Origin of the sequence: Priestia megaterium (genome assembly GCF_041941685.1) — a bacterium.
GTDB classification, from domain to species: Bacteria; Bacillota; Bacilli; order Bacillales; family Bacillaceae_H; genus Priestia; species Priestia megaterium_C.
Window position 1 is genome coordinate 1,427,327 of record NZ_CP130958.1, and the last position, 21,734, is coordinate 1,449,060.

Annotated in this window: 25 protein-coding genes and 1 other RNA gene; 17 read left to right on the forward strand and 9 right to left on the reverse strand. The window is 37.9% G+C overall.

Annotated elements, in window-relative coordinates; translation table 11 throughout:
- Positions 1-80: 80 nt before the first annotated feature.
- The 4 genes from Q5794_RS07475 to Q5794_RS07490 all read right to left on the reverse strand — a co-directional run bounded on the left by Q5794_RS07475 (position 81) and on the right by Q5794_RS07490 (position 3,623).
- On the reverse strand, positions 81-347 hold the full coding sequence (locus Q5794_RS07475) for a hypothetical protein (protein WP_057238558.1): 267 nt from the start codon (positions 345-347) through the stop codon (positions 81-83).
- 62 nt (positions 348-409) lie between these two features.
- Positions 410-1,069, reverse strand: a complete 660-nt coding sequence (locus Q5794_RS07480) for an SIMPL domain-containing protein (protein WP_098562960.1) — start codon at positions 1,067-1,069, stop codon at positions 410-412.
- Between the two features lie 232 nt (positions 1,070-1,301).
- On the reverse strand, positions 1,302-2,780 hold the full coding sequence (putP, locus tag Q5794_RS07485; RefSeq protein WP_374988934.1) for a sodium/proline symporter PutP: 1,479 nt from the start codon (positions 2,778-2,780) through the stop codon (positions 1,302-1,304).
- A 297-nt stretch (positions 2,781-3,077) separates the two neighbouring features.
- Positions 3,078-3,623 (reverse strand): YhcN/YlaJ family sporulation lipoprotein, encoded by a 546-nt coding sequence (locus Q5794_RS07490; protein ID WP_214985653.1) that lies wholly within the window; start codon positions 3,621-3,623, stop codon positions 3,078-3,080.
- Positions 3,624-3,734: 111 nt separating this feature from the next.
- Here Q5794_RS07490 and Q5794_RS07495 point away from each other — a divergent pair, with 111 nt between their 5' ends.
- The 3 genes from Q5794_RS07495 to Q5794_RS07505 all read left to right on the forward strand — a co-directional run bounded on the left by Q5794_RS07495 (position 3,735) and on the right by Q5794_RS07505 (position 4,676).
- Positions 3,735-3,902, forward strand: a complete 168-nt coding sequence (locus Q5794_RS07495; protein ID WP_013056129.1) for a hypothetical protein — start codon at positions 3,735-3,737, stop codon at positions 3,900-3,902.
- A 285-nt stretch (positions 3,903-4,187) separates the two neighbouring features.
- Complete coding sequence (locus tag Q5794_RS07500) at positions 4,188-4,391, forward strand: cold-shock protein (RefSeq protein ID WP_013056130.1); 204 nt, start codon at positions 4,188-4,190, stop codon at positions 4,389-4,391.
- A 108-nt stretch (positions 4,392-4,499) separates the two neighbouring features.
- On the forward strand, positions 4,500-4,676 hold the full coding sequence (locus tag Q5794_RS07505; protein ID WP_165575379.1) for a hypothetical protein: 177 nt from the start codon (positions 4,500-4,502) through the stop codon (positions 4,674-4,676).
- A 299-nt stretch (positions 4,677-4,975) separates the two neighbouring features.
- On the opposite strand, the gene Q5794_RS07510 is transcribed toward Q5794_RS07505, so the two are convergent.
- From Q5794_RS07510 to Q5794_RS07520, 3 genes are all read right to left on the reverse strand, one after another.
- Positions 4,976-5,287 carry a DUF6509 family protein gene (locus Q5794_RS07510; protein ID WP_374988935.1) on the reverse strand — a complete coding sequence of 104 codons (312 nt, stop codon included), beginning with the start codon at positions 5,285-5,287 and terminating at the stop codon, positions 4,976-4,978.
- A 150-nt stretch (positions 5,288-5,437) separates the two neighbouring features.
- Complete coding sequence (locus Q5794_RS07515) at positions 5,438-6,949, reverse strand: diguanylate cyclase domain-containing protein (protein ID WP_374988936.1); 1,512 nt, start codon at positions 6,947-6,949, stop codon at positions 5,438-5,440.
- Positions 6,950-7,098: 149 nt separating this feature from the next.
- Positions 7,099-7,350 (reverse strand): hypothetical protein, encoded by a 252-nt coding sequence (locus Q5794_RS07520; protein WP_013056134.1) that lies wholly within the window; start codon positions 7,348-7,350, stop codon positions 7,099-7,101.
- A 121-nt stretch (positions 7,351-7,471) separates the two neighbouring features.
- On the opposite strand from Q5794_RS07520, the gene Q5794_RS07525 reads away from it, so the two are divergent.
- From Q5794_RS07525 to Q5794_RS07585, 13 genes are all read left to right on the forward strand, one after another.
- The gene (locus Q5794_RS07525; RefSeq protein ID WP_285229674.1) at positions 7,472-9,742 is read left to right on the forward strand and encodes a DEAD/DEAH box helicase; all 2,271 of its coding nucleotides are present in this window, start codon (positions 7,472-7,474) and stop codon (positions 9,740-9,742) included.
- A 4-nt stretch (positions 9,743-9,746) separates the two neighbouring features.
- On the forward strand, positions 9,747-11,003 hold the full coding sequence (locus tag Q5794_RS07530; protein WP_214985659.1) for a ribonuclease H-like domain-containing protein: 1,257 nt from the start codon (positions 9,747-9,749) through the stop codon (positions 11,001-11,003).
- A gap of 346 nt (positions 11,004-11,349) precedes the next feature.
- The gene (locus Q5794_RS07535; RefSeq protein ID WP_061859656.1) at positions 11,350-11,814 is read left to right on the forward strand and encodes a spore coat protein; all 465 of its coding nucleotides are present in this window, start codon (positions 11,350-11,352) and stop codon (positions 11,812-11,814) included.
- A 63-nt stretch (positions 11,815-11,877) separates the two neighbouring features.
- A complete protein-coding gene (locus Q5794_RS07540) occupies positions 11,878-12,429 on the forward strand; it encodes a DUF1273 domain-containing protein (protein ID WP_028414057.1) in 552 nt (183 codons plus the stop codon).
- Positions 12,430-12,533: 104 nt separating this feature from the next.
- Positions 12,534-12,866, forward strand: a complete 333-nt coding sequence (gpsB, locus tag Q5794_RS07545) for a cell division regulator GpsB (RefSeq protein ID WP_013056140.1) — start codon at positions 12,534-12,536, stop codon at positions 12,864-12,866.
- 63 nt (positions 12,867-12,929) lie between these two features.
- Positions 12,930-13,318, forward strand: an RNA gene (rnpB, locus tag Q5794_RS07550) — RNase P RNA component class B.
- A 248-nt stretch (positions 13,319-13,566) separates the two neighbouring features.
- Complete coding sequence (locus Q5794_RS07555; protein WP_192997632.1) at positions 13,567-13,911, forward strand: flagellar basal body rod protein; 345 nt, start codon at positions 13,567-13,569, stop codon at positions 13,909-13,911.
- 36 nt (positions 13,912-13,947) lie between these two features.
- Positions 13,948-14,574, forward strand: a complete 627-nt coding sequence (locus Q5794_RS07560) for a PspA/IM30 family protein (RefSeq protein WP_013056142.1) — start codon at positions 13,948-13,950, stop codon at positions 14,572-14,574.
- Positions 14,575-14,709: 135 nt separating this feature from the next.
- Positions 14,710-15,438 (forward strand): cell wall-active antibiotics response protein LiaF, encoded by a 729-nt coding sequence (liaF, locus tag Q5794_RS07565; RefSeq protein WP_214985661.1) that lies wholly within the window; start codon positions 14,710-14,712, stop codon positions 15,436-15,438.
- Entirely contained in the window at positions 15,435-16,481 is a 1,047-nt protein-coding gene (locus tag Q5794_RS07570) for a sensor histidine kinase (protein ID WP_192997630.1), read from the forward strand. The genes liaF and Q5794_RS07570 overlap by 4 nt, the downstream gene beginning before the upstream one ends.
- Positions 16,474-17,100, forward strand: a complete 627-nt coding sequence (locus Q5794_RS07575) for a response regulator transcription factor (protein WP_013082360.1) — start codon at positions 16,474-16,476, stop codon at positions 17,098-17,100. The genes Q5794_RS07570 and Q5794_RS07575 overlap by 8 nt, the downstream gene beginning before the upstream one ends.
- Before the next feature lie 132 nt (positions 17,101-17,232).
- The gene (locus tag Q5794_RS07580) at positions 17,233-18,900 is read left to right on the forward strand and encodes an alpha-glucosidase (RefSeq protein WP_374988937.1); all 1,668 of its coding nucleotides are present in this window, start codon (positions 17,233-17,235) and stop codon (positions 18,898-18,900) included.
- A 209-nt stretch (positions 18,901-19,109) separates the two neighbouring features.
- On the forward strand, positions 19,110-20,255 hold the full coding sequence (locus Q5794_RS07585) for a class I SAM-dependent RNA methyltransferase (RefSeq protein ID WP_025749346.1): 1,146 nt from the start codon (positions 19,110-19,112) through the stop codon (positions 20,253-20,255).
- A 44-nt stretch (positions 20,256-20,299) separates the two neighbouring features.
- Here Q5794_RS07585 and Q5794_RS07590 read toward each other — a convergent pair whose 3' ends face one another.
- A complete protein-coding gene (locus tag Q5794_RS07590; RefSeq protein WP_013056148.1) occupies positions 20,300-20,428 on the reverse strand; it encodes a hypothetical protein in 129 nt (42 codons plus the stop codon).
- 195 nt (positions 20,429-20,623) lie between these two features.
- Here Q5794_RS07590 and Q5794_RS07595 point away from each other — a divergent pair, with 195 nt between their 5' ends.
- On the forward strand, positions 20,624-20,878 hold the full coding sequence (locus Q5794_RS07595) for a hypothetical protein (RefSeq protein ID WP_251033972.1): 255 nt from the start codon (positions 20,624-20,626) through the stop codon (positions 20,876-20,878).
- A 34-nt stretch (positions 20,879-20,912) separates the two neighbouring features.
- Here Q5794_RS07595 and Q5794_RS07600 read toward each other — a convergent pair whose 3' ends face one another.
- On the reverse strand, positions 20,913-21,725 hold the full coding sequence (locus Q5794_RS07600) for a carbohydrate ABC transporter permease (protein WP_328244631.1): 813 nt from the start codon (positions 21,723-21,725) through the stop codon (positions 20,913-20,915).
- Positions 21,726-21,734 lie beyond the last annotated feature (9 nt).

Consider the following 21,734-nt stretch of genomic DNA (forward strand, 5'->3'; position numbering starts at 1 on the left):
GCACGGAAATCAACCGCGGTGTCACAAGCGGTTCAGCTCCTTTATCCCATTTGTTCGTCTTTACACTGGATTGATATCCGTTATATACAGCTATCTAAAAGGTTTGTGTATAGGGACGTAAGCGCAACTTTTTCATCAGAGGAAAGACTGCTGTTTAGAATTCTTTTTATGCCAAGATGATATTTTACATACGGTGTTTGCCGGACGCGTGGATGAGTCATTTCATCTTTTAAATCTTTCAGAATGGCTTCGTGAAGCTGATCTTCACTTGTCATGGCTTGTTTAGAAGCGAACGAACGGTTCAACCATAGGGTTTGATAAGCTGCTAGTAAATGTTCAGAAGTCATTGTGCAAAGAGCTCCTTTAGATTAGTTTCTTCATTATAATAATCTATAGTTTACCATAAGTATTAATACGTGTACGTAACTTTTACAGAAGCAGATACAGTCAAGGACTGAGCTTGAATAGGGGGAGAGGCTGCTAATAACTTAGGCGAGGAGCCAGATGACTGATAGACGGGGCCTTCTTCAATTAAAATGGGGATTTGGTTAATAGGAAGCTGCAGCGTGTTGGCAATGGTAAAAGCCTTTTCTTTAGCGTTAAGCAAAGCTTTACTTATCGCTTCTTGTTCATATTTATCATCATTTGTAACGTGGAATTGAAGATCTTGCGCTATGTTGGCTCCGCTTGAAAAAGTAGCGTTATAGACATCGCCAGCTTGTTTTACATCTTGTACTCTTACTCTAAATAAGTGCTGTACTTCGTATCCTGTAAGAGTCGATTTTCCATCACTGTAATCATATTTAGGATTTATGGTGAACGAAGCTGTTTCAATTTGCTGGTCATTGATTCCAAGTTTTTTTATCTCTTGCAGCAGAGTATTTGAAACAGCTGAATTTTCTTTTAAGGCTTCTTGAACGTCTCGGTTTTCCGTGCGCGTTCCAATCGTCATGGAAATTTCATTTGGAACTGCTGAAACACTTCCTTCACCAATTACTTTAATTTCTCTATTTTGTGTATCTACGCGCAGTTGCTGTGTAGGTTCATAAGGGAAATAAGAATGTTGCATACCAAAAACCTCCTTTATTGATCTTTAGTATATATATGATAAGAAAAGGAGATTAAAAACAAAAAGAGATTGAGACATAACTAAATCAACCGCTAGAAGCACCTACATACATGAAACCTACATTCACCATACCAATAAAAAAATCCGAACGAATTTGATTCTTCATCAAGAATCTCGATTCATCGTTCGGATCTTCCTTCAACTAACATACTTTTCTTCAGCTTCTTTTTGTTTATTTCGATTCTTTTATTAAGATTTCTTTCATTTCAATGAATTGATTTTGAACATCGTTTGACGGTTTCTTTGTTAGTAAACTTACAATAATAACAGCTAATAAGCTTAAAAAGAACCCAGGAATCATTTCGTAAAGGGCATCCTTCAATGGAGTATTTACCCAAATTAATACTGTAGCAGCACCTACAATCATCCCTGCAAGTGCTCCCCATCGAGTCATACGCTTCCAGTAAAGACTTAGTAAAATAGCAGGACCAAAAGCTGAACCAAATCCAGCCCAAGCATATCCAACCAGCCCTAAAATCGTATCACTAGGTTTTAAAGAAAGCAAAATGCCAATAATTGCAACACCTAAAACCGCAGCTCTTCCAACCGTCACAAGCTCTTTGTCAGAGGCCTTGCGTCGGAAAAATGTTTTATAAAAGTCTTCTGTAACAGAGCTTGCCGTTACAAGCAGCTGAGAAGAAATGGTACTCATAATTGCGGCTAGTAAAGCTGCATATAAAAATCCAGTAATTAACGGATTGAAGAGTATATCCGCAAATTTAATAAAAATAGTTTCAGGATCTGCTAGTTTCATACCTGTTTTTTCTACATATGCAATCCCAACAAGTCCTGTCAGCATAGCACCAATAATAGAAATAATCATCCAGCTCATTCCAATACGACGTGCGGGTTTTAACTCCTTAACAGAAGAGATAGCCATAAAGCGAACGATAATATGAGGCTGTCCGAAATAGCCAAGTCCCCAGGCTAAGAAAGATATAATACCTAAAACGGTCGTACCTTTAAAAATGTCAAGGTATGCTGGATTAATGTCCTGTACAATATCTATTGTTGTGTTAACGCCTCCAACATCGGTGAAAGCTACAATGGGTACTAAAACTAAGGCAAGAAACATAATAACACCTTGAACAAAATCTGTTAAACTAACGGCTAAAAATCCACCCAAAAGAGTGTAGGCAATAACAACAGATGCTGTTACAAATAAGCCAATTTGATAATTTACACCAAATGCCGATTCGAACAATCGTCCGCCTGATACCATACCAGCTGAAGTGTAAAGAGTGAAGAAAATAAAGATAACAATCGCTGATACTGTTCGAAGAACCTTGGCATGGTCGCCAAAGCGATTTTCAAAAAAGTCCGGAATTGTAATGGAGTCATTCGCTACTTCCGTATAAGTGCGAAGACGCGGAGCGAGGATTAAATAATTTAAATAAGCACCAATAGATAAACCTACTGCAAGCCATAAACTTGAAAGACCTGTCACATACATGGATCCTGGAAGACCCATTAACATCCATCCACTCATATCTGAAGCACCTGCTGAGAGCGCAGTAACAGCCGGACCTAGTCCGCGTCCGCCTAGCATGTAACCCGATACGTCTTGAGTTGTTTTTGTGTAAGCATACCATCCTATTCCAAGCATTCCTACAAAATAAATGCCCAGTGAAATATAAACGCCAATATCCACCAAATCTCCCCTTTATGCATTTTTTATGCATGAAACAAGCACTGCTCGCCATGCAAACATCTTATGGTTTCTAAAATTAACAAACTTTCCCCTTACTATCAACCCACAAAACCGTAAATTACCTAAGTCTAAAATCCTCTAAACCTTTATATTAAAGAAATGAAAACGATTTCAAAATAAAGTAAAATAAAAATATTCAGAAACTTATAAACGCATTTTTTATGCAATATTTTATGCAATAAGTAAAATGAAAAGAGCATTTTATAAAATGCTCTTTTGACATTCATGTATATTAGATTAGCGTGAATTCGGGAACACGCGTCGAACAACTTCTGAAAACTCGTCAAACAGTCCAGAAACTGGTTTACCCGTTTGAAGCTTGTCTACATATCCGTTCATACGGTTTACAAAGTCAGGGTTTGTTGATACAAATACTCGATGAACACTGCCGTCGGCTTTTCTCACTTCATGCGCGATTTTACGCTCCATATCTTTTGTGAGATTACCTTCTTTGTTATCGTCTAATACAGCTGCTACATAAGCTGTATGATCAGTTACGATTACATTAGCATCTTTTACGTTTTTTAACGCTACGATACGATCAGCCGCTACATCGGCTACTCTCATTCCGCCGGACTGATTATACTGTTCTTTTTCGTTACGCTGTACGTCTTGCGTATCGTTTACGTCATTCATTTTCGTTTTATTGTTCCCATTTTCATATGTGACGTTGCGGACTGTATCATCATCAATGACGCCATCTTTACCTTGATCTGCTGTGCTACAGCCGAATAAAGTAAGGGTCGTCATGCAGCCTATAACAAACAAAAACGATTTCTTCATAATAGTATCACTCCTTATAAATTTTAACCTTTCTTATAATTTGTTAAAAACGTGTGAAGCATACATGAAAAATACAAAAAAGCCTATACTATCGAAAAAGGAGGAATATGTATGAGTGGAATCCAACAAAGCATATTTGTGCTTCATACAAAAGAAGAAAACCATGAAGAAACAACAACGTTTGCATTAACTTCAGAAGAAGCTAAACTATTATTTGAGACCCTGCAAAATAAACGAAAAGAAATTATCGACGCCCATATTGATAACATGTTGACGTAAGAAGATAAATATTTTGCAAAACGGATGAGCCATATGTTAAGAATGGCCCAATATTTGCATTCTACATATAGGTATAGTATAATGTAAACGCAACCAAATTTAATAAATGTAATGAATACTACGTTTGACCATACACTCGAATTAGATTTAGTGAAAATTCACTTGTTATAAAGGAGATCTACTTCGCGTAGGTCTCTTTTATAATATGTGAATTTTTTATTTACGGTATAAATGTAAATATAGAGTAACATATTAAAATTTTTACATTTTTTGGAGGTTTTTTACATGGCTACTACAGGTACAGTAAAATGGTTTAACAGTGAAAAGGGCTTCGGTTTTATCGAAGTACCAGGCGAAAATGACGTATTTGTCCATTTTTCAGCTATCCAATCTGAAGGCTTCAAAACATTAGAAGAAGGCCAAAAAGTTGAATTTGAAATCGTTGAAGGCCAACGTGGACCTCAAGCGGAGAATGTTGTAAAATTATAATTCAACGCTACATATGAAAGCTGCCGATAGGCAGCTTTTTTTGTGGAAATTTGTTTTATTTGTATGATTAAGAAAATAGATTAAAGTAGGGGGAAGGGAAGGGAAGGCATGAGTTCATTTCATTGCTGTGCTACATGTCAACATTTTCAAAGCATTAAATTGGATAAGGGAATGAAGTATCGATGCAAAAGACTAGGCTATGAAACCCGTCCTTCTTATCAGTTTACATGCTGGGAACCAAAAGAAGTAGTTAAAAAGCTAATGGAAAAACGAAATCAAAAATGAGGCTGGGACATAACTGAATCAATTCAATCTACAGACGGACAAATGAGCTAGTAGGGATCGCTTGTTACACAACAGCTGTTGATTTCCGTGCAAGGCTTCGCTTTCCGTGGGGGGCCGGTGAGCCCGCAGGAGTCTTCGCCTTGCCCTCCAATCAACAGCTAGAAGCAAGCTACCTATATAAAACCTATGTTCACTCTACCAATGAAAAAATCCGAACGAGTTTGATTCTCCACCAAGAATCTCGATTCATCGTTCGAATTTTCCTTCAACTAAAATACGTTTGTCCCAGCCTCTTTTAATTATTCCTCGTTATTTGTACCTTCCTCTGAAGGCAAATGCTTCCCGCAAAACTCTTTTACAGCTTCTTCTTCCTCTTCTTCAAGATCGAAGTCTAATACTTTATTTGTTGAAACTTCGTAGAAATGAGTTTGGGCAATAGAAGTGTTATCTTCGCCTTTAATATATACTACGCGTAGTGCTAGGTCGTTGCCCGTATATAATTCATCACCTTCTTCTACCTCAATGTATAAATGAAATTCATAGCGTTCACCTAGAAGGAGACCAAATGGATCCTGCAGCTGTTCAGCCGTATATTCTTTAATTGTAAACATATGTACGTCCTTTCCATATATCAGTAAAATACTTGCATCATCTATTATAGTTTTTCTTTGCAAAGAAAGAAAGTGCATGCGTAATTCATGCACGGATTTATTCCTTGATCATTCTATTTAGCGAATCGATGGCGCAAGGACTTCGATGATTTACTTAAAGGCGGAAGAAACGCGCGTATGTTTTTGCTTATACATGACAGCATCTGCTTTTTGAATTAATGTATCTAGATTGGTGTCGTGTGAAGGCGCACATATAATAAATCCGTAACTCGCAGACAGTGCATATGGCTTATTAAATTCTTTCTTTTTATCTTCTAGCTGTTCATTAATATTTTGCCACAGCTCTTGTACGTATTCTTCCGTTTGTTCAGGAGCAATTAATAAAAACTCATCGCCTCCGTAGCGAAAGAGCGTATCATCTTTGCTAATATAACCGTTAATTGATTCTGCTATTATTTTAATAAGCCAGTCGCCTTCTCTATGACCGTATTGATCATTTACTAGTTTTAAAGAATTAATATCGATAAAACATAATAGAAAAGATGTATGATTGGTTTTAGCTCTCAGCAGTTCCAGCTGCAGTTTTTCCATTCCGCTTCTTCGATGTAAAATTCCGGTTAGCATATCAGTTGAAGCGTGCAAGCTCAATTCATGCTTAACCGCTTTTAAATCGGTTATATCGGTAATACCTGCGAGTATGCAGCTTTCGCTTTGATACTCTAGTAATTCATAATTGATCATAACCCACTTAGAATCTCCATATTCACGTGCTTCTAGGACGTAGTTTTTTACATATTTCTCTTGTTGAAGACGTTTTAAAATCTCCTCTCGATCTTCATCGGTAGGATAGATTATAAATCCGTCTATTTGATCAAGATCTTGAGAAGCAAGATTGTAAAAATGAATAGCTTTATTGTTAATGAGCAGCACTTTGTGGTCAGATAATCTCGTTAATAGTAAAGGATAGGGATTAATTTTGAACAGCGTAAAAAAATTACGTTCGCTTTCTTTTAGCTGTAAACGATTCATATATTCTTTGTGATGGTATGTATAAAGAATGTATGAAATAAGTAAAGCGATAGCAACTGCTGCAGTTGTATTGATCTGCTTTGAAATAAGAGAAAAAGAATCCGGTACATATCGTGATAAGCCGTATAGTAAAAAAAGGTGGTTAGGAATAAAAATGATGCACAGATGTTTTAATTTCATAGGACATAAAACAGCTGTGGAAATCAAAAGCATCATATATACGTCTACGCGACCTGTGAAAAGCTGACTGTTAATAGTAGAAAGTGCTGCAGCAAATACGTAATAAAATATATAGCCATATATCATGGTGCTTAAGTAGTTAGCAAACCGTTCTTTTCTCTTACTAACATAATAGAAAAATAAATAAAGAGAGGAGAGAGCAAAACTAGTGAAATGAATACCAATTAGTGTATGTCTAAACTGAGATGTCCCCGCATGTTGAAGTAAAGAAAACCCTATATAAATATAAATAGGATAGGAAACTACAAGAGCAAGTGAAACTAGCTTGACTCTCTGTTGAAGCATCTCTACATTCGTTTTATCGAACATTTTATCTTCATTAACTTCTCTTCCTGAAGGAAAACGAAATTTCTTCAAAAAGGAGAAAGGTAAAAGCGAAAGAAGAAATGACATGACCATCATCTCCATATCTTTTTTAGGTATTTTAGCATGTTTGTATAAGAAAGGACATGAATTTTTTAGATGAAAATGTTTGCTTTTTGATTAAGAAAAAGCATAAAGATTTATATGATTAAAGGTGAGGCCAAAGAGCCTCACCTTTTTTATTGAAGTTTATTCGATTCAGCATGTCGTACAAACATGGTTTCATCTTCTACTAATCCGCAAGCTCCGCACTGAATGCGTTTTTGCGGTCCGTTATAAGCAGCGTGAAAGGCATCGAGCGTATCGTTTGTGTATTCTTCTACTACGTCTCCGCTTCTTGGATCCATTTTTACAGGTTTTGCATTTTGTTCAATGATATTAAAACGCGTTCGGTTTGTTTTGCAGCTAGGGCAAAGATAAGGGCTTCCCATTTTTAACATCTCCTTGAAAAATTTACTGTATTAATACCATGTCCGAATCCACTAAAAACATACAAAAACTTATGGTTTTCTATCGAACGTTCATTCGTTAAAATAGAAGCAGGTGATGAAAATGAGAATACGAAAAAACTTACAAGAAGTAATGGATATCTTGCAAACGAATCCATCGTATCAGCAAAATATTGTTCATTGGCATACAATCGAAGAGAAAGAAGCTAAAACTGCGCCATTTCCAGCTTCTTTGCATACGAAACTGCGGCAAGCACTTGAAAACCGAGGAATTGGTTCGCTTTATACGCATCAAAAAACAGCGTTTGATTTGGCGACAGCTAAGAAGAATGTTGTGGCTGTGACGCCGACAGCATCTGGGAAAACATTGTGCTACAACTTGCCGGTACTACAAAGTATTATGGAGAATGATCAGGCTAGAGCCCTTTATTTGTTTCCAACAAAAGCGCTTGCCCAAGATCAAAAAAGTGAATTAAATGAAATCATTGAAGAAATGGAAGTACCCATCAATAGCTATACGTATGATGGAGATACTCCGGCAAATATCCGTCAAAAGGTGAGAAAAGCAGGTCATATTGTTATTACGAATCCAGATATGCTTCATTCAGCTATTTTACCTCATCATACTAAATGGGTATCACTGTTTGAAAACCTGAAGTACATTGTGATTGATGAACTTCATACGTACCGCGGTGTTTTTGGAAGCCACGTAGCCAACGTTATACGCCGGTTAAAACGGATTTGCCGCTACTATGGAAGCAATCCTATCTTTATTTGTACATCAGCGACCATCGCTAACCCAAAAGAACTCGCTGAACATTTAACGGGAGCTCATGTTATGTTAGTAGATAACAACGGAGCACCTAGCGGCCGCAAGCATTTTATTTTTTATAACCCGCCTATTGTTAATAAACCTTTAAACATTAGAAGAAGTGCTACGCTTGAAGTGCGAAATATTGCGGGAGAGTTTTTGAAAAATAAAATTCAAACGATTGTATTTGCACGAAGCCGAGTACGAGTGGAAATTATTTTAACGTATCTGCAGGAGCTCGTAAAAAACCAGCTTCAAAATAAGTCTATTCAAGGGTACCGCGGAGGATATTTGCCGAAGCAGCGCCGCGAAATAGAAAGAGGACTTCGAGAGGGAAGTATTTACGGGGTAGTCAGTACGAATGCTTTAGAGCTGGGAGTGGATATCGGGCAGCTGCAGGTGTGTGTGATGACAGGTTATCCAGGCACGGTTGCAAGCGCTTGGCAGCAAGCAGGACGAGCAGGGAGACGTCACGGAGAAGCCGTCATTGTGATGGTCGCAAGTTCAAGTCCGCTTGATCAGTATATGATTCAGCATCCGGATTACTTTTTTAGCCGAAATCCAGAAACAGCTCGAATTAATCCCGATAATCTTGTTATTTTAGTCGATCATTTAAAATGTGCGTCCTATGAGCTGCCGTTTAAGCAGGGAGAAACATTTGATGGGGTAGAAATTGAAGACGTGCTGGAGTTTTTGCAAGAAGAGCGAGTTATTCATTTTAGCAGAGACAAATGGTACTGGATGAGTGATTCGTTCCCAGCTCATAACATTAGTCTGCGCTCTGCATCCCAAGAAAATGTTGTCATCATTGATCAATCGGACGTTGCAAATGTGAAAGTAATTGGAGAAATGGATCGCTTTAGTGCCATGACGCTTCTTCATGATGAGGCGATTTACTTGCATCAAGGCATTCAGTATCAAGTAGAATACTTGGACTGGGATGAGAAAAAAGCGTATGTTCGTGAAGTCGATGTAGACTATTTCACCGATGCAAACTTAGCGGTTAACTTAAAGGTTCTAGAAGCTGATAAAGAACGGATGGAGAGAACGTATTCAATCGGTTATGGTGATGTAATGGTCAGCGCCATGGCTACAATATTTAAAAAAATAAAGTTTGAGACGCATGAAAACATAGGGTCAGGCCCCATTTCACTTCCGGAAGAAGAGCTTCATACAAATGCCGTGTGGCTAAGCTTTGAAAAAGAACAGTTTCACGAATCTGAAGAACGATTGGAACAAGCGCTCATTTCCGTGGCAAATGCTATTCAGTCAATTGCGCCGCTTATGGTGATGTGCGATCCGTCTGATTTACATGTAGTGCCTCAGATAAAAGCGGTGCACAACGAACAGCCGACTATCTTCTTATATGATCGATACCCAGGAGGCATTGGGCTAAGTGACAAAGTATACGAACAAATGAATGATGTGCTAAGTCAAACCAATCAATTAATTGTAAATTGTTCTTGCGAAAGCGGCTGTCCTTCTTGTATTGGTATGGAAGCACAGGGAGAACACGCAAAAAGCGATGCGCTGGTGCTGCTACAACAACTGAAAAGTAGGTGAACTCGTGTCTTTTAAAGATAAATTAAACCGTATGAAAAAGCATCTTCATGTTACAGATACAGAAGCAAAGCCGCCGGTTGAAAGTAACCCGCAGCGACCTAAAAGCGCGTCTATTCCCTATGAGCAGGAATGGAAGGGAAATTATGCTGTGCCTTACTTTGCGGAAGACAGCTACTGTATGATCAGAGAAGTGGTTTACCCGCTCCACTACAAGCATGGCCATTATGAATTTAATGAGCTGAAAAAAGTAGTGGAAGTATGGAATGGCTCTACAGTTGCTCATCCGCTTTCATCAAAAGGCCGCACATATTCAGATTTATTTTTCTTTGATACGGAAACGACGGGGCTTAGTACAGGTACGGGAACGACTATCTTTTTGCTAGGATATGCAAGGGTGCTAAAAGATTCCGTCGTTTTTCGTCAGCATATATTAACAGAGCCAAGTGGAGAAGTAGCATTTTACGAAAGTTTTTTAAAAGAAGTAGACTATACGACGCTTGTGACTTATAATGGGAAATCTTTCGATTGGCCTCATGTGAAGACTCGTCATACGCTATTAAGAGATCATTTGCCCAAGCTGCCTAAGTTCGGTCACTTTGATTTACTGCATGCATCAAGAAGGCTGTGGAAACACAAAATGAATTCGGTTAAGCTTGCAAATGTCGAAAAAGAAATACTTGGAATTGAACGAGTTGATGATATTCCAGGTTTCTTAGCTCCCATGATTTATTTTGATTTTATTGAAACGAAAAATCCAAGAGGCTTATTCGACATTATGAAACATAATGAACATGATATTTTATCACTTATCACCTTATACATTCATTTATCAAAACATCTCCTTACTAGTGAGGAGTTTACAGAAAAAGAAACATATGAAGTAGCAAGGTGGTATGAGCAGTTAGGGGAGAATAAGCACGCTTTCTCTCTTTATCAGGGCGTAGCGGAAAAAGAAAAAGAAGAGCATGAAAAAGCTCAGCTAGCGATGGGTTATCATTATAAAAAAGAGAAGAGTTGGAAAGAGGCAGTGGATATGTTTGAACCCTTGGTTCAAACATGTGAAGGTGACGTCGCTATAGAAGCATTGGTTGAGCTAGCTAAAATTTATGAGCATCGTCTCAAAGATGTTCATCAAGCACTTCTATATACTGAGCTGGCCTTGGAAAAGTGGAATCAACTCAGAGAAATGACTAAAAAAACGTCAAAGGAAGCGCTTGAAAAAAGACTTCTTAGACTAAAAAATAAATCAGCTAAAGCATAGACTTCAGCTGATTTGTTTTAAAATATTCAGAATTATTATTCTTTTGTTTTTGTGGATGTTTTATATTGTTCTATTTTTCAGTCATTGATAAAATTAGTCAATGTAAGACTTATTCTTACAGCTTAAAAACAGAACTTTGGTGAGATGGAGAGAGGCCTCATGAAAAATGTGATTTTAGTATCATTTTTCGCATTAATTTGTTTAACAGTAATTGTCTTAAGCAGTTTGAAAAATTCGTATAACTCCTTTATGTAGGCCAAAAATAGGTGTTTGTCTTAGTACATGTACACTACCCTTCACATATTGTAATAGTGTAATAACTAAACAGTGAAAGGGGAAAAAGGATATGTATCCAAGACCAACAAAATGTATGCCACCAATTGTGCATCCAACAAAATGCTGCACGCAGTTTACTTCTCAGGAGGTAGTTGTACCTCACATTCATCCAAGTCATAATACATTGGTGAATCATACAAATGTGAAGCACGTGCATTACTTCCCGCAAACGCAATCTGTTGTAAATGAAACTTCAAATCAACAGTTTTTTGGCGGTGCGCAACAATATCCAACTCAAGTAGGGGGAGCAGGCTATCCAGGTCAAATGGGAGGCTACCCAGGTCAAGTAGCAGGTGCTGGTTACCCAGGTCAAGGAGGTTACCCAGGTCAGGTAGCAGGTGCTGGTTATCCAGGTCAAGGAGGCTACCCAGGTCAAGTAGCAGGTGCTAGTTATCCGGGACACAAAGGTTGCGGCCAAGGAAGCTGTCATACAAAAGGCGCGCATCAAGGACCTAATTCAGGGTATTTTAGATAATGTACGTTAATAGGAGCTGATTACATCAGTTCCTATTCTATTTTGTTACAAAGGAGTTATATAATGAAGGTGCTAACGGTTACTGGTTATAAGCCATTCGAACTTGGGATTTTTAATGAAAAACATCAAGGCATTACATACATAAAAAAAGCGCTCTATAAAAAATTACAGGAATTAGTAGAAGATGGATTAGAATGGGTATTGATTAGTGGCCAGCTAGGAGTAGAAATTTGGGCAGCAGAAGTGGTATTTGATCTTCAGCTCGATTATCCCGAGCTTCAGTTAGCTGTTTTAACACCGTTTTTGGAGCAAGAAGAAAAATGGAATGACGTCAATAAAGAATTGTATGAATTCGTCTTAAGTCAAGCAGATTATGTAGATAGCATTACAAAAAAGAAATATGAAAGTCCAGCACAGTTTCGGTTAAAAAATCAATTTTTAGTAGAAAAAAGTGAAGGTATTTGTTTAGTTTACGACGAAGAGCACGAAGGAAGTCCTAAATATATGTTAGAAACGGCTAAAAAACGTGCTGAACGAGAAGAATACCCTATTATAATGGTGACGTCTCACGACTTACAGGATATCGTGGATGAAGAAAAATTTTCGTCTTTTTAACGCCACTTGGCGAAACATTTTAAAAGATAAATTGACATTTGAAGCTATTTTTGAAAAAATGAATTATAATAAAGATAAGGTTTATCGTATTCGAGGTGATAGAGATGTTAGCTGATAAAATCCGTTTAACGGCCAAAGAAATTTTAGAAAAAGAATTTAAAACAGGCATGAGAGGCTATAATCAAGAAGAAGTAGATAAGTATCTAGATTCTGTTATTAAAGATTATGAAGCATTTCATGAAGAAATTGAAGCATTACAAACTGAAAATTTACGCTTAAAAAAGCAAGTAGAAGAGTTATCTAAAAAGCCGCAACAACCTTCGTTTACCCCGCCGCCGGCTCAACAGCAGCAGCAAGCGGGTACGACAAACTTTGATATTTTAAAACGTTTGTCGAACTTAGAAAAACATGTGTTTGGAAGTAAATTATACGAATAACCTAAAAATAGGAGTTGCATTCAACTCCTATTTTTATTATACTAAGGAAAGTCGTTATCAATAACGTTCGGGTAATTGCTGCATCACATATGAGGATGTAGAGGAAAGTCCATGCTCGCACAGACTGCGATGTCTGTAGTGTTCGTGCCTAGCGAAGTCATAAGCTAGGGTAGCTGTTAAAAGCTAACGGCGGGGAAAAAGCCTAAGTCTTTTTAAGATATGGCTTGACTACTCTGAAAGTGCCACAGTGACGAAGTCTTATCAGAAATGGTAAGAGTGGAACGAGGTAAACCCCTCGAGCGAGAAACCCAAATAATGGTAGGGGAACTTTCTGGAAGGAACTGAACGGAAGGAAGGACAAAATGGTTACATTTTGTAGATAGATAATTGCCACCGGAGTACGAGGTAGCTAGCCGCTTGCAGTACAATGGTACAAAACATGGCTTACAGAACGTTATTGAAAAGCAATCGACACTTGTTGTTATACACTATATTTTAATCCAACACAGCTCTTCGTATAACGGAAGAGCTTTTTTTATGTCAAAATGACAGCTTATCATAAGCTGTCATTTTTTTTGTACAATCAGACTGAGCTTGTTGTCAGCCTCAGGTCTTAGGAGAAAATAAAGCTCTAGCTCGTTTTGAAAAAATGTCATAATCCTTAAACTAAGTATATAGATAAGCGAAAGGAGGAGACAAAATGAAAAAAGTTGGTTTGTTTTTGATTGGAGCGGTAGCTGCTATCGTTCTTCTTGCAAATGCTGGTCCGATGGTAGGGCTTGCACTTGGCTTGGTTATTTTATACGTAGCATTTAAAGGGTTTGTTAAAGCAGAGACCCCCTTTAAAAAATGGCTCTGGGGGTTTATTGGTGTTGTCGTACTCTTAACAACTGTTTCAAACCTCCCGGCCCTTGCTGGTATCATTGCAGCAGTCGTACTTTACATTGTATATAAAAAGTGGAACAGCAGCAGCCCTATAAAAATGGAAAAAGAAGATCCATTTAAGCATTTTGAACGTCAGTGGGCTGACTTAAATCAAAAATAATAAAAGTTTACTTTATTATCTAAGGAGAGGAACAAAATGAGAAACTTATTTACTCGAATGAAAGAAACGATTTCTGCAGACCTTCATCAATTGCTTGATCACAAAGAACAAAAAAATCCAATTGCTGCACTAAACCACTATTTGCGTCAATGCGAGCAGGAGACCGAAAAGGTAAGGCAGCTTGTTGAGCGACAGCACACGTTAAAAGAACAGTTTAATCGCGAATATCATCTGGCCCTTGACATGATGAAAAAACGCCATGAGCAAGCACAAGTAGCACAAGCAGCTGAAGAAGCGGAATTACATGAATTTATTTTAAAAGAACATGCTCACTATGAAGAGAGAGCAAAGCGCGTAAAAGAATCTTATGAAGATGCATCCAAGCAGTTAGAGGAGCTTGAACAAAAGTATGAAGAAATGAAGCATAAGGTAAAAGATATGCATATCCGCCGTATGGAACTAATGGGGCGCGAAAATATTGCTCGTGCGCATCATCGTATGAATTCAGTAATGAAAACAGAAGCATCTTATACGTCCTACAGCCAGTTTGACGAAATGGAAACCTATATTGACCAGCTTGAAAATCAAATTAATACAAATTACTATAGACAAACGGTAGACAGCAAGATTGCTGAATTAGAAAAAAGAGTAAAATCATCGTAAAAAATCAGTGTTTCTGCATAAAACATGGTATTCTAAAAAAGGCGTAGGTTTCTGCGTCTTTTTAAGGTGAGAGAATAGATACCTGCAGCATCCAAAGCACGCTATGTCATCTACGAGGAGAAAGGAGAGAGAGCTGTGCAAAGCGTAAACAAAACAGAATCTCTTATGTTCATTTTTATTTGCAGCTTATTTGTCCTGTTTATTGAAATTATGTTTTTTCACAGCGGCTTGATCTTTTCTGTATTAATTGCCGGTGCGTTCATGTATATTGGGCGAAAAAAAATGAGAAGAAAACTAGGGCGCATTTTATTTTGGATTGGCGTTATTGGGCTTGTGTTGAATATATTTAATACGGTTGCCTTTAAGTTTTTAGTTATTGCTCTTTTTCTGTATTTTTTACTTAGATTTATTCAATCAAGAAAGCATCCGGTTGAATTCAGACCAACTGACGAATTTACACAGCAGCCAAATCAAAATTTGGTGCAGGTCTGGCCGGTTTTGACGAATAAACTTCTTGGTAGTCAAAGAACCGAAGACTCCGTATACGAATGGGATGATATTAATATTCAAAGCGTATGGGGAGACATTGTGGTTGATTTAAGCAATACTGTTCTGCCAAAAGGCGATGCGGTTATTTTTATTCGTCAAGTGTTTGGAAATATTAAAGTGCTCATTCCTTACGAAACGGAAGTATCTGTGAATCATTCTAAACTAGCAGGAAACGTAACGGTTTTTGGACATCAGCGCGGCTTTTCGTTCAATGAAAATTTGTCTATTAAAACAGAGGAATTTGATCAATCTGCTCATAGAGTGAAGATTGTTACAACTGTTGTGATTGGAGATTTAGAGGTGCAAAGGATATGAGTATTCTTCAGCGGCAGTTATTATGGGGGATTTTCTTAAGTTTTTTTGTATTTGTATCGGTGCTCCTTACCGTGTTTTTTGCATATCCTGTTTTTCAACTTAGCGACTTATGGAAAACAAGCGTATTTGGCATGCCTTTTGTGCTGTTTTCCTTTAGTTTAAGCCTTACGATTGGAAGCGTGATTGGAGGAATCATGGGGTTTATGTGGAGACAGCAGTGGACATATGTTGAAAACCGATTATATAAAATAGAAAATGGCCACCGGCATATGTCGGCAAATGAACCGCTTATCCAAGAAACGTCTCGAATTATAAGCCGTTTAAATAAAGTAGATCATAAAATGATTCTTCAAGCACAGCAATCTCAAAAGATGGCAACGGAAAAAGTGGAAAATCAGCAAAAACAAGTGCAAGAAATTGTTTCTCAGGAACGAAATCGGCTTGCTAGAGAACTGCATGACTCCGTTAGTCAGCAGCTATTTGCCGCTTCGATGCTTATGTCTGCTATTACGGAATCTAATCTTACGCTACAAGACTCTGAAGCTAAGCAATTAAAGATGGTTGAAAAAATGATTAATCAATCACAGCTTGAAATGAGGGCTTTGCTTCTTCATCTTCGTCCTGCAGCATTAAAAGGAAAATCGCTACAGGCTGGAATGAAAGAACTGATGAATGAGCTTGCTCAAAAAGTACCGCTTGAATTAAATTGGAAAATAGAAGGATTTGAACTTGATAAAGGCATTGAAGACCACTTGTTTAGAATTTTGCAAGAATCCGTATCAAATACGCTGCGTCATGCCAATGCAACAGCTTTAGATGTGCTGCTGATTAAACGTGACTTTTCCATTATTTTACGTATTGTTGATAACGGAGTTGGTTTTGATGTAGAAAAGGAAAAAGTCGGATCGTACGGCCTGCAAAATATGTACGAACGCGCAGTTGAAATTGGAGGCCTATTAAAAATTATTAGTTTGCCCGACAAAGGAACAAAGCTAGAAGTGAAAGTACCGTTAGTAGAAAGAGAGGAGAAGCAAAATGATTAATGTACTGTTAGTGGATGATCATGAAATGGTTCGTATTGGCGTAGGAGCGTATTTGTCGGCTCAAGCAGACATTCATGTGATAGCTGAAGCAGCAAATGGCCAACAGGCCGTTGAATTAGGGCTTCAGCTGCGCCCGGATATTATTTTAATGGATTTAGTCATGGAAGAAATGGACGGGATCGAAGCAACAAAACAACTGATTAAGCAGTGGCCAGAAGCGAAAGTGATCATTGTCACTAGCTTTCTAGATGATGAAAAAGTATATCCCGCTCTAGAGGCAGGGGCAACAAGCTACTTATTAAAAACGTCTAAAGCAGGAGAAATTGCAGCTGCTATTCGCCGTACATATGAGGGGCAATCTGTATTAGAGCCCGAAGTAACCGGTAAAATGATGTCTAAAATGAGAAAACCGTCTTTACCTCATGAAGAACTGACAGCTCGTGAAATGGAAATTTTACTGCTAATGACACAAGGCAAAACAAATCAAGAGATTGCAGACGAATTATTTATTGCGCTAAAGACGGTAAAAACACATGTGAGCAATTTATTAAGTAAGCTGGATGTACAGGACCGCACTCAAGCAGTCATCTATGCTTTTAAACACAAATTGGCGCAGTGAAAATCGTTATTCAAAAGAGAATAACGATTTTTTTTATGAAAAACCTATTTTTTTGCATGTATTCATTATAAAATAGCGATATGCGTAAATGCGAACGCTTACGTAAAAGCACTATTTTGAGGGGTTGAGCACATGGAAAAGAAATGGTGGAAAGAAGCTGTTGCGTATCAAATCTACCCGCGAAGCTTCATGGATTCAAACGGCGACGGAATTGGTGACATTCAAGGGGTTATTTCAAAATTAGACTATTTATCTGATCTTGGAATTGATGTCATTTGGATTTGTCCGATTTATCAGTCTCCTAACGACGATAATGGCTACGATATCAGTGATTATAAAGATATTATGAAAGATTTCGGAACAATGGAAGACTTTGATGAGCTGCTAGATGAAATTCACCATCGCGGAATGAAGCTGATTATGGATTTAGTTATTAATCATACTTCAGATGAACACCCTTGGTTTGTAGAATCTAGGTCTTCTAAAGAGAATCCATATCGTGATTATTATATTTGGCACGAAGGTAAAGATGGAAAAGAGCCCAACAATTGGGAATCTATTTTTAGCGGATCAGCTTGGGAGTTCGATGAAAAGACAAAAGAATATTACATGCACGTATTTTCTAAAAAACAGCCCGATTTAAACTGGGAAAACGAAAAAGTACGTCATGAGCTTTATGAAATGGTTAACTGGTGGTTAGATAAAGGAATTGACGGCTTTCGTGTAGATGCTATTTCACATATTAAGAAAGTGGCCGGCTTCCCAGATCTACCGAACCCTGAAAAGCTAGATTATGTGCCGTCGTTTGAAGGGCATATGAATCGACCGGGAATTCAAGAACATTTAAAAGAGCTAAAAGAAAATACGTTTGCCAAATACGATATTATGACGGTTGGAGAGGCAAATGGTGTAACATCGGACAGCGCAGATGATTGGGTAGCTGAAGATGGCGGAAACTTCAATATGATTTTTCAGTTCGAGCATATGGGACTGTGGGATAAAGGAGAAGAAAAACCGCTTGATTTAATCGAGTTAAAAACGATTTTAACTAATTGGCAAAATGGTTTAGAAAAAATCAACGGCTGGAACGCTTTGTATTTAGAAAATCATGACCAAATTCGTTCTGTAAATAAATTCGGCAGCATAGCTTACAGAGTGGAAAGTGCAAAGTGCTTAGCTGCACTATACTTTTTAATGAAAGGAACACCGTTTATTTATCAAGGACAAGAACTTGGAATGACCAATGTTAAGTTCGATTCTATTGCCGATTATGATGATGTTGGTATGATTAACTACTATCGTATTCAGCGTGAAAAAGGCGATTCACATGACGAGATTATGAAAGTGATTTGGGAAACAGGGCGCGATAATTCAAGAACGCCAATGCAGTGGAATACAGAAAGAAATGCAGGATTTTCTACTGGGAACCCTTGGATGAAGGTGAATCCAAATTACGTAGATATTAACGTAGAAGAGCAGAAAAGTGATAAGAATTCGGTACTGAATTTTTACAAACAGCTCATTAAAATTAGAAAACAGTATGATGTGCTGGTGTATGGAACTTATAAGCTGTTGGCAAAAGAAGATTCCGCTATTTATGCGTATACGCGAACATTAGAAGGTAAAACCGCTGTTGTTATTTGTAATATGTCACCGAATAATCAAACCTTCGAGTTTCCTTCAGAGAGCTCATTTGCAAACAGAGAAGTGCTGATTCATAATTATCCGTTGGATAAAAACGAAACGCTTGAAAAATGTACGCTGTACCCATATGAAACACGTGTATACTTACTTTCATAAACAAGTTGAGCAACCGTTTGCGCAATTTTAAAGTGAAAAGCTTTCAAAAACACATTTATATGCGACATAGGTGAAGAAACTGCTGGCTCTATCAAGAGCCAGCAGTTTTTGCATTTTAATAAAAAGACGGAGAAAGCTTTGACTACGGCGCATGTATATGGTACTTTTACACTTAGTGTAGATAATTAGAAACAAAATGAGGTTGAAAAATGGCGAAATATAAAATTATTGCAACAGCAGCAATGGGAATTGAAGCACTGGTCGCTAAAGAAGTGCGTGCTTTAGGATATGACTGTGAAGTAGATAATGGCAAGGTTATCTTTGAAGGAGACGAGCTCGCAATTGCTCGCTGCAATTTATGGCTTCGTACAGCAGATCGAATTAAAGTGCAGGTTGGACAGTTCAAAGCTCGTACGTTTGATGAGCTTTTTGAACAAACAAAAGCATTAAATTGGGGCGATTATTTGCCCGTAGATGCACAGTTTCCTGTATCGGGAAAATCAGTTAAATCTAAATTGTTCAGCGTATCAGATTGTCAAAGCATTGTGAAAAAAGCAATTGTTGACAGCATGAAAAAACATTATAACAAAACAACAGGCTGGCTCGAAGAAACAGGGTCAACGTTTAAAATTGAAGTAGCGCTATTAAAAGATGTTGCTACATTAACAATTGACGCAAGCGGTGCAGGACTTCATAAGCGCGGTTACCGCGTTGGGCAAGGGGAAGCTCCTTTAAAAGAAACGCTGGCAGCGGCTCTAATTATGCTAACGCCGTGGAATGCGGATCGTCCGTTTGTCGATGTTTTTTGTGGTTCTGGTACAATTGCTATCGAAGCAGCGCTTATCGGTCAAAATATTGCACCAGGATTTAACCGTGACTTCTTATCAGAAGAGTGGCCATGGATGTCAGCAAGTATTTGGGACAAAGCTCGCGAAGAAGCAGAAGACTTAGCGAACTACGACCAAGTGCTAGATATTGCTGGTCATGATATTGACCATCGTATGGTAAAAGTAGCGGAGCAAAATGCATTTGAAGCTGGACTTGGAGATTTAATTCAATTTAAGCAAATGCAAGTGCGCGACTTTACGACGCCGAAAGAATATGGAATCATTATTGGTAACCCTCCGTACGGCGAACGTTTAAGCGATCGTCCTTCTGTCGAAAAAATGTACGCTGAAATGGGCGAAGCGTTTTCTAAGCTTGATACGTGGTCCATTTATATGCTTACATCTCATGAACAATTTGAACAATACTACGGTAAAAAAGCAACGAAAAAACGCAAATTGTTTAACGGGTTTATTAAAACAGACTACTATCAATACTGGGGACCTCGTCCTCCACGCAACGATCAATAAATACAAAAGCCAAGCGGTGTAAAAACCAGCTTGGCTTTTGTACGTTATTTCTTTTTCAAACCCCGATAAGCTAGCATTCCAAACATGCCTATCCCGAGCACGACAATTAATAAAATAAACCAAAATGTAGCATTAAGCAGGTATTTATATAGTCCGTCATAATAATCATGCATATACTCACCCCATTATGTTTTTTTATAGTATGGGCGAGTAGCAGGGCAATATATGTATTAATTTCTTTTCAATAGCAGGCTTAAAACGAGAAATGATTAGCTTATTTCTAACATATTTACGAAAGGGAAATCTCATACTAAAACCTAAGAGGTGATAAAATAAGAAAAAATCGATCAGCACGGATTTTTGGGGGGATGATGCTTCTTTCATGGTTAACCATCCCTTTTATAGGACGACAGCATATTAAGCGCTATTTATCATCTACTATGTTTATTTCCTTTTTAATTATGGTTGAAAGCTATATTGCTGAAAAAAAGAAGTGGTGGATATTCCCTAATCCTCCTCATCCATATCTAACAGGTGAAGCTGCTTTAATATACGTTTACCAACATCTAGTAGTAGAGAAACCGAAACCTCAGCGTGCTTTAAAAAATAATGCTATAGAATAAAGGGGCAGGTATGGAAGCGTGATTTTCTTGCCTGCTATTTTAATGCCCCAGATGTCATTCCTGAAATGAACTGCTTTTGCAAAAACACGTACGCAATCAATAATGGGATAGAAGAAAGAACGACTGCTGAAAATAGCATAGGGTAATTAGTCAGAAATTCCCCTTGAAAGTCCAATAGTGCAATAGGCAGCGTTTTTACTTCTTTAGATTTTAACAATAGCAAAGGGAATAACAGATCATTCCACACAATCACAAACGAAAAAATTCCCACTGTAGCCATTGATGGTATTGAGAGTCGAAGAGCGATTTTTGAATATATTTTCCACTCTGACGCTCCGTCCATGCGAGCAGCTTCGAATAGTTCCCTTGGCAAAGTTTTCATAAACCCCGTGATAATAAACACACCGATGGGAAGCAAAAAACTTATGGAGACGATAATGACGCCTGTTAGCGTATTGACGAGCCCAAGCTTATTCATCAGCAAAAAGACAGGAATCATATTGACTTGAGTAGGGACAATCATTCCGCAAACAAAAAAGCCGTATACAATCCATCCAAGCTTTTGAGGTAGCTGAATAATAGCATAAGCAATCATGCTTGAAAACCATAGAATAAAAAACGTGCTAAAGACGGTAACAATCACGCTGTTTTTAATATAGCCAAATATGGGTTCATTGACGAGCAGCTGTTTATAATTTTCAATATTCCAGCCTGCTGGTAATCCGATTGGGTTGCTGTAAAGTTCAGGCGTTGTTTTAAAGGTTGTTAATAAAACCAAGCTTAAGGGAAACAGAATGATTAAACCGTATATCCCTAAAATCAGTTGTCTGAATGGGTTTTGTTTCATAAAAGAATC

What these genes read in the sequence shown, in the direction of transcription:
- Q5794_RS07500 (WP_013056130.1), top strand. Translation starts at nt 4,188, where the DNA reads ATGGCTACTACAGGTACAGTAAAATGGTTTAACAGTGAAAAGGGCTTC.
- Q5794_RS07505 (WP_165575379.1), top strand. Translation starts at nt 4,500, where the DNA reads ATGAGTTCATTTCATTGCTGTGCTACATGTCAACATTTTCAAAGCATT.
- gpsB (WP_013056140.1), top strand. Translation starts at nt 12,534, where the DNA reads ATGTTAGCTGATAAAATCCGTTTAACGGCCAAAGAAATTTTAGAAAAA.
- Q5794_RS07560 (WP_013056142.1), top strand. Translation starts at nt 13,948, where the DNA reads ATGAGAAACTTATTTACTCGAATGAAAGAAACGATTTCTGCAGACCTT.
- Q5794_RS07490 (WP_214985653.1), bottom strand. Translation starts at nt 3,623, where the DNA reads ATGAAGAAATCGTTTTTGTTTGTTATAGGCTGCATGACGACCCTTACT.
- Q5794_RS07595 (WP_251033972.1), top strand. Translation starts at nt 20,624, where the DNA reads ATGATGCTTCTTTCATGGTTAACCATCCCTTTTATAGGACGACAGCAT.
- Q5794_RS07475 (WP_057238558.1), bottom strand. Translation starts at nt 347, where the DNA reads ATGACTTCTGAACATTTACTAGCAGCTTATCAAACCCTATGGTTGAAC.
- Q5794_RS07585 (WP_025749346.1), top strand. Translation starts at nt 19,110, where the DNA reads ATGGCGAAATATAAAATTATTGCAACAGCAGCAATGGGAATTGAAGCA.
- Q5794_RS07575 (WP_013082360.1), top strand. Translation starts at nt 16,474, where the DNA reads ATGATTAATGTACTGTTAGTGGATGATCATGAAATGGTTCGTATTGGC.
- Q5794_RS07570 (WP_192997630.1), top strand. Translation starts at nt 15,435, where the DNA reads ATGAGTATTCTTCAGCGGCAGTTATTATGGGGGATTTTCTTAAGTTTT.
- Q5794_RS07590 (WP_013056148.1), bottom strand. Translation starts at nt 20,428, where the DNA reads ATGCATGATTATTATGACGGACTATATAAATACCTGCTTAATGCTACA.
- Q5794_RS07540 (WP_028414057.1), top strand. Translation starts at nt 11,878, where the DNA reads ATGAAGGTGCTAACGGTTACTGGTTATAAGCCATTCGAACTTGGGATT.
- Q5794_RS07480 (WP_098562960.1), bottom strand. Translation starts at nt 1,069, where the DNA reads ATGCAACATTCTTATTTCCCTTATGAACCTACACAGCAACTGCGCGTA.
- Q5794_RS07510 (WP_374988935.1), bottom strand. Translation starts at nt 5,287, where the DNA reads ATGTTTACAATTAAAGAATATACGGCTGAACAGCTGCAGGATCCATTT.
- Q5794_RS07525 (WP_285229674.1), top strand. Translation starts at nt 7,472, where the DNA reads ATGAGAATACGAAAAAACTTACAAGAAGTAATGGATATCTTGCAAACG.
- Q5794_RS07495 (WP_013056129.1), top strand. Translation starts at nt 3,735, where the DNA reads ATGAGTGGAATCCAACAAAGCATATTTGTGCTTCATACAAAAGAAGAA.
- Q5794_RS07520 (WP_013056134.1), bottom strand. Translation starts at nt 7,350, where the DNA reads ATGGGAAGCCCTTATCTTTGCCCTAGCTGCAAAACAAACCGAACGCGT.
- Q5794_RS07515 (WP_374988936.1), bottom strand. Translation starts at nt 6,949, where the DNA reads ATGTCATTTCTTCTTTCGCTTTTACCTTTCTCCTTTTTGAAGAAATTT.
- Q5794_RS07600 (WP_328244631.1), bottom strand. Translation starts at nt 21,725, where the DNA reads ATGAAACAAAACCCATTCAGACAACTGATTTTAGGGATATACGGTTTA.
- Q5794_RS07555 (WP_192997632.1), top strand. Translation starts at nt 13,567, where the DNA reads ATGAAAAAAGTTGGTTTGTTTTTGATTGGAGCGGTAGCTGCTATCGTT.
- Q5794_RS07535 (WP_061859656.1), top strand. Translation starts at nt 11,350, where the DNA reads ATGTATCCAAGACCAACAAAATGTATGCCACCAATTGTGCATCCAACA.
- Q5794_RS07580 (WP_374988937.1), top strand. Translation starts at nt 17,233, where the DNA reads ATGGAAAAGAAATGGTGGAAAGAAGCTGTTGCGTATCAAATCTACCCG.